At 73.4% G+C, this 5,882-nt stretch carries 8 protein-coding genes; 1 reads left to right on the top strand and 7 read right to left on the bottom strand.

What is annotated here, in order from left to right; all coding sequences use genetic code 11:
* The 5 genes from AB1578_21560 to AB1578_21540 all read right to left on the bottom strand — a co-directional run.
* Positions 1-930 (bottom strand): hypothetical protein (locus AB1578_21560; GenBank protein MEW6490485.1); only part of this gene is annotated, 930 nt, incomplete at its 3' end.
* A gap of 8 nt (positions 931-938) precedes the next feature.
* Positions 939-1,364 carry a Fur family transcriptional regulator gene (locus AB1578_21555; protein ID MEW6490484.1) on the bottom strand — a complete coding sequence of 142 codons (426 nt, stop codon included), beginning with the start codon at positions 1,362-1,364 and terminating at the stop codon, positions 939-941.
* Between the two features lie 108 nt (positions 1,365-1,472).
* Positions 1,473-2,048, bottom strand: coding sequence for a hypothetical protein (locus AB1578_21550; protein ID MEW6490483.1), 576 nt, complete (start codon positions 2,046-2,048; stop codon positions 1,473-1,475).
* An 11-nt stretch (positions 2,049-2,059) separates the two neighbouring features.
* Complete coding sequence (locus tag AB1578_21545) at positions 2,060-2,578, bottom strand: hypothetical protein (protein MEW6490482.1); 519 nt, start codon at positions 2,576-2,578, stop codon at positions 2,060-2,062.
* Complete coding sequence (locus AB1578_21540; protein ID MEW6490481.1) at positions 2,575-3,171, bottom strand: hypothetical protein; 597 nt, start codon at positions 3,169-3,171, stop codon at positions 2,575-2,577. Before AB1578_21540 ends, AB1578_21545 begins: the two co-directional genes overlap by 4 nt.
* Before the next feature lie 163 nt (positions 3,172-3,334).
* Here AB1578_21540 and AB1578_21535 point away from each other — a divergent pair, with 163 nt between their 5' ends.
* Entirely contained in the window at positions 3,335-4,105 is a 771-nt protein-coding gene (locus AB1578_21535) for a HEAT repeat domain-containing protein (GenBank protein MEW6490480.1), read from the top strand.
* Between the two features lie 11 nt (positions 4,106-4,116).
* On the opposite strand, the gene AB1578_21530 is transcribed toward AB1578_21535, so the two are convergent.
* Both AB1578_21530 and AB1578_21525 read right to left on the bottom strand, forming a co-directional pair.
* Positions 4,117-5,073: a HEAT repeat domain-containing protein gene (locus tag AB1578_21530; protein MEW6490479.1), complete on the bottom strand. Its 957-nt coding sequence runs from the start codon at positions 5,071-5,073 to the stop codon at positions 4,117-4,119.
* A 62-nt stretch (positions 5,074-5,135) separates the two neighbouring features.
* The coding region (locus AB1578_21525; GenBank protein ID MEW6490478.1) for an AgmX/PglI C-terminal domain-containing protein at positions 5,136-5,882 on the bottom strand (747 nt) is incomplete at its 5' end.

The raw sequence follows: 5,882 nt of genomic DNA, 5'->3' as shown, positions 1-5,882 counted from the left end.
GTCGCCCGGGGCCGGTGTCGGCTCCGCCGACTCGAAGACGACCGGCGCGTGGGGCAACCCGAGGCTGCGGATGCCCCCCAGGATGAGGAGCTCTCCCACCCCGAGCCCGTACCCGTGGGGATCGACTCTGCGAAACGCGACCCGCGTGCCCGGCATCAGGGTCAGCACGGCGCCGGGCAGCACCGTCACCCGTGCGTTCAGGATCACCTCGCCCGACCAGGCCTCGTCCGCCTCGACGGCGAGCTCCCCCAGGATCTCGGTGCGCGGCCGGGGAGCCCCCGGTGCCGCCACCGGAGCGGCCGCTCGGGCAGGGGCCGGCACCGAGAGCACAGGCGCATCCGCGGCCCCGGAGACGGTCACTCCTGAGATGGGCGCCGGAGCCTGCCGGGCGTCGAGCAGGCCCACCCGGCACCCCAAGAGCGCCACGTCGGTCGCGTCCACCTCGCTGCCGGGGCCCAGGACCACACCGTACTCGGCTCCCTCGACCCGCACCCCATCCAGGCGGCACCGGGCCCCCACGCACAGGAGCCCCTCCTGGGCACCCCGCACCACGGCTCCACCCAGCAGGACCTCGGCACCCGGCGCGGCCACGATCCCGCCCCACGCGCCGCGTCCCGCCCCGTCCCCCTCGAAGGTCACGGGCGCCTCGGGGGTGCCCTGGACCCGAAGGCGCCCCGCCACGGCGAGCTCGGTGCCCGGGCTCCAGAAGACGGGGTCGGTGCGGGTGCTCAGGGCCTCGGCAAAGAGCACGTGCGTGCCCGGGAGGACGGTGAGGGTGGCGCCGGGGGCGACCAGGACGTCCTCGGACACCCGGACGACCCCCGACCACTCCACCTCACCTGTGAGGATGCCCCCCTGCGCCCCGGCGGAGGTCGCGAAGGCGGCGAGCGCGGCAAGGATCAGGAAAAGACGGGGAGGGAAAGATCTCACCCCGGCGGCTACTGGGCGCAGTCCCGGCAGATGCCCCGGAAACAGACGGACGCCTCCTGCACCCGAAACTGCGCCGAGAGCTCCTCGGGCACCCGCAGCACGGAGGAGTAGTCGGCGAACACGTCGGCGATCTTGCGGCACTCGGTGCACATCAGGTGGTGGTGGAGCCGGGTTTCGGGATCGTAGTGCTTGCGGGCGGGATCGATGGTGATGGCCTGGACCTCCCCGATGCGCTCCAGGGTATCGAGGGTGTTGTAGACCGTTGCAAGCGAGATGGTGGGAAAGTCCACGGCCACCTGCCGGTGGATCTGTTCCACGGACGGGTGCGCGGTGTTGCCGTCCATGTGGCGCAGCACGGCGATGCGCTGGGGAGTCACCTTGAGCCCTTCCTGGCGCAGGCGACCGATAATCCGCTCGGTGTACCCGTTCTTCATGACTCTTCCTCTTCCCAACAAGAAAACAGCACAGCAGGACAATTGCATGTGGTGAATAGTTCAAACCCGCGAGCGTGTCAAGATGCGACGTCACCCGGCCTCGAAGGCTCAATCCCGGGCTGGCCGGAAAGCCCCCTCCCCCATGCGCCGCATCTGGGCCAGGGCGCCCCGGAGCGCCCCCGCGTCGCCCCTGCCGGCCGCCTCCTCGCAGCGCTGCACCAGCGCCTCGCACTCCCTGGCGTGGGCCTGGAACCGGGTCAGCCGCTCGCGGCTGTGCGCCACCCAGCGATTCATCTCGGCGGCCAGGGGTTTTCCCCGGTCGCCGGCGCGCAGGTGGATGCGGCCGGTGAGGACCCGGCGACCCAGGTACCCCGCCACCCGCTGCAGCCGAAACAGGGGGCCGGCCACCGTGTGGGACGCGAGGACCGCCACGATGAAGACCGCCCCCGAGGCCACCAGGAGCACCGCGAGGAGGGAAAAGGTGAGGGCCGGCACGAGAAAGCCCAGCGTGCTGCGCAGGGTGTGGAACGCCGGGGCGAACTCCTCGCCCAGCTCCTGGGAGAGGACCCAGCGCAGAAGGACCAGGCCCACGGCGCACGCCGCTGCCGAAGCGGCTGCCGTGCGGGCCAGGAACCCCAGGGGGAAGGTCAGGGGAAAGGTCTCGTCCTCGCGCGTCTTCGGCACGGCTCGTCTCCTCACAGGCCCGGATGGCACGCGTGGCACAAAGGCGTAAAGCCCTCTCGCGGGGTCTTGCCCCGGATGCGCAGGTAGTAGGTCAGGTAGCCGCCCCCTCCGGGTGCCGGCCGTTGCAGGGAGTGAAGCTTTTCGGGCGACAGGCGCGGCAGGTGGGGATTGTGACAGGTGCCGCAGGTGACCACCTCGGCCCGAGCCGCGTCGGACCAGTGGAGGGGGAGCGCCTCGGGCACCTGGCCGCGGCGAAGGAGCCGGGACGGGGCGACCTCCACCGGGTGGGAGCGCCCCATCTGCTCTGCCGGGTGGCAGCCCCGGCAGGCCTCGACCACCGAGACCACGAAGAGGTGCGGGTCCAGGATCCAGTCCTCGCCGTCGGGCTCGGTCCGGTGGCACCCGGCGCAGCGCTTCTCGTCGTCGAGAAACGCGTGGGGCCTGTCGGGAGGATGACGGCCGGGCACGCTCCCCGCGGCGGCGAGCCCCAGGGCCAGGAGGGCACCGAGGACCGGGGCGCGTCCCCTCATCCCAGATCCTCTTCGACCCGAAGGGCCCCCACCGCCTCCCTCAGGTCGCTCCAGGCCGAGCGCACCTGCGCTGCCCCCTCTCCCCAGCCCTCCTCCTCGACCCGGCCCGCCGCCTGGGCGAGCCTCTCGCCGGCAGCACGCACCCCATCCTCCCAGGCATCGAGCTGCCTGGCCGCGTGAAGCAGCGCCTCGCCCAGCGCCCGAACCTCCCCATCCGCCAGGGGGGGGAGGCCGCCGGGGGGCGTGCCCGGCGCCAGCGTGGCCACCCACTCGGCCAGGCGGTCCAGGTCGCGCCGCAGGCGGCCGAAACGCCCCCACACCCACACGGCCAGGGCAGCCAGGAAGGCGCCGCCGCCCCACGCTGCCACCCGGTACAGGGCGGGCGACACCACCTCCCAGGGGTTTCCCAGGCGGCTGTGGGGCAGGTAGAGCTGGAGCCGCAGCACCTGGCCCAGGTGGTCGGAGAGGTAGACCCCGGCGGCCAGGAGGAAGGCGGCCAGCAGGAGAAGCGGATACACGGCGAACCGCACCTGGAAGGCGTGCTTCACCAGGAAGGTTCGCCGCCGAAACGGGAGAGGCTTGTGGTTGGCCATGGGACCTCCGTGGACGCCCCTTCTTTCGTCCCCCGCGCGGCCCAACTTGAGACAGGCTTGTCATCCCGTGGAGAACCGCTAGAATCGGGCGAACATCCGCTCCCCGAGGGGACCCTGGGGGAAGCGGCCCCGCCACGGGGTTCTCCGCTACGGGAGGCCAACGATGAAGGCGCTGCTCCACGCCCTGCGCAGCGAGGACAAGCTGCACATCCTCAACGGTCTGGAGGGTCTGGCCCGCAGACTGCCGGACTTGGGGGACTCGGACTTCGAGGAGGCCGTGCAGGCCGTGATCGGCCTGTTCTACGTCGACCCGGCGGACCACCCCGAGATGGTCCCCGTGCTGGAGCAGGCGGAGGGGATTCTGGCGGACCAGGGCACCCGAGCCTTCCCGGCCATCTTCCGGTCGCTGCAGGAGAGCGACCTCAAGGTCCACTTCCACCTGGCGGCGGCCCTGGGCCGGATGGGCTACGGGGCGCTGGAACCCCTGCTCGAGGCCTACCGGCAGGCCAAGGAGCCCTACCTGCGCATCTTTGCCCTCTTTGCCCTGGGAAAGATCCGGGACGCCCGCGTCATCGAGGCCCTGCCGGTCCTCTTCGCGGCCCTGGAGGATCCCAACCCCGAGGTGCGCGACACGGCGGCCCGGGCGCTGGGCAAGGTGGTGGAGGTGACCCCGCCGGGCTCGGTGCCGGGCCGCGCCCGGGCGGAGATGTTCGTCCGGCTGCTGGCCCGCGCGTCGGACCGGTTCGCCGGGGTGCGCAGCAAGGCCATCCGCAGCCTGGGCAAGATGGCCCGCTTCGGGCTGCTCCAGGAGGAGCAGCGCGCCCTCCTGTCTCGCCTGCTCTCCCGCGCCCTCGGGGAAGGCGACGCGGAGAACTGGGACCTGGCCTACATCGTGCGGGCCGAGGCGGAGAAGGCCCGAAAGTACCTTGGGTAGCCCCTCGCCCCCTACCGCCCCGACACGTGCCAGGTGCCCGACCGGTACTCCGCGCGGTAGCCCCGCGCCCGTAGGTAGGCTGCCATCTCACCGGTGGCGGCGTTGTTCTCGGGCAGCCGGGGCAGGAGCCGGGCCAGGGCGGGGGCCAGGTCGGATTCCCCCGCCCCCGACCGGGAGAGCCGGCGGTAGGCTTCCCAGGTGATCCGCAGCGATGGGTCCGTGGCCAGGAGGTCCAGGAGCGTCGCCGACCGCCCTTCCGGCCGCGGCAGCCCATCGCCCAGGGCCAGCGCCCGCAGGCGGAAGGACTCCGGCGCTTCCCGCTGTCCCAGGGCGGCCTCCACGTGCCCCCACTCCAGGCGCCCCCAGCGGCCCAGGGCGTCCAGAGCCTCGGCGCGGACGCCAAAGTCCGGGTCCGCGCCCGAGGCCCACTGGGCCACCCGGCCGAAGAGCTCGTGGGGAACCTCCCGGTAGGCCACCTGGGCGAGGTTGCGCACCGCTTCCGCCCGCACCCGGGGCTGCTCGGCCGCCAGGGCCTGCTCCAGGAAGTACACCTGGCCGTGGCGGGCCCAGGGCCGAACGGCCCGGAGGGCCTCGATCCGAACCTCCGTATCCGGGTCCTCGGCGGCCCTGGCGAGGGCCTCCCTCTCCAGGGCCCGGTCCCCCGCGGCGCCCACGCAGCGCAAGGCCGCCTGGCGCACTTCGGGAGCCGGGTCGCGAAGCGCTGCGACGAGCAGAACCCGGTCCTTCGCCGAGAGCGGGGCGGGAACGCCACGATACAGGGCCCACAGGGCCTGCCCCCGCACGGCGCCGGGTCCGGCGCCGGCTGCCAGGGCCTCCAGTGCCCCGCGGTCGCGGCCCGCCTCCGCCGCCCGCAGGCCGAGCTCGGCACGAAGCCGCGCCGTCGATGCCGCCGCGGCCGGCGCGGCCAGGAGACACAGGAAGACCGCCCCCGCCGCCGCGGCGCCCAACGGGCGCCGCCTCCGAGACCGGGCAAGGGGCATGGAACCGCGTCGCAACGGGCGCTCCTTTCTCACATGCTGGGAAAGAAGACGAAGGGGTACGTCACGGTAATGGGCCTCGGGGCCACCGGCGGAAACTTCCACTTGCGCACCCGGTCGAGCACCGCCTCCTCCAGGGGCGGGTACCCCAGGGTGGACTCCACCACCTCGCAGGCCGTCACCGTGCCCTCGGGATCGATGGTCATGCTCACCGTGAGCTTGCCCTCCAGGTCGGGCTTCTTGCGCAGCTCCCGGTTGTAGAGGTAGCGGATCCCCCCCAGGTAGGTGCCCACCGTGCGGTGGATCGCGGCCACCGCCTCCCGCAGGGTCAGCTCGTCCAGGGGCTGGTCTTCCACCGTCTCCACCGCCTCGTCCGCCCGGTCCTGGAGCTGCACCGTGCGCTGGGCGCCGGCCGCAGCGCGAAGGGCGTCTTCCCCGAGGCCGGCGGCCAGCACCGGGGCACCCCCACCCGCCTGGTCCCCGGAGCCCCCGGGGGCCGCGCGAAGCCCGTCCACCCGGGCCAGCACCCGGTCCAGGTCCTCGGCCGCTCCCTTTCCCTCGAGGATCGAGCCCCGCGCGGCGGCGGTGGAGGTCGCCCCCCTGCCCCCGAGCAGCCCCAGGAGTCCCTTGTTGGCCACCGATTCGCGCAACTGCTCCCGGCGGCGCGCCACCTGCTCCGGTGTGGGCCCAGCCGGCGGCCCGGGGGTCTCCGCCACCTGCGGAGCCGGCGGTGCCGGGGTGGGAGGCGCCGCGGGGGCGGGAGCCGGCTCTGCCTTGGG

This window comes from Thermodesulfobacteriota bacterium (assembly GCA_040756475.1).
In the GTDB taxonomy this organism is placed as follows: domain Bacteria; phylum Desulfobacterota; class Deferrisomatia; order Deferrisomatales; family JACRMM01; genus JBFLZB01.
Note: the sequence above shows the minus strand (reverse complement) of the source record. Positions and strands in the feature narration are given on the sequence as shown.

What these genes read in the sequence shown, in the direction of transcription:
- AB1578_21555 (MEW6490484.1), bottom strand. Translation starts at nt 1,364, where the DNA reads ATGAAGAACGGGTACACCGAGCGGATTATCGGTCGCCTGCGCCAGGAA.
- AB1578_21535 (MEW6490480.1), top strand. Translation starts at nt 3,335, where the DNA reads ATGAAGGCGCTGCTCCACGCCCTGCGCAGCGAGGACAAGCTGCACATC.
- AB1578_21540 (MEW6490481.1), bottom strand. Translation starts at nt 3,171, where the DNA reads ATGGCCAACCACAAGCCTCTCCCGTTTCGGCGGCGAACCTTCCTGGTG.
- AB1578_21545 (MEW6490482.1), bottom strand. Translation starts at nt 2,578, where the DNA reads ATGAGGGGACGCGCCCCGGTCCTCGGTGCCCTCCTGGCCCTGGGGCTC.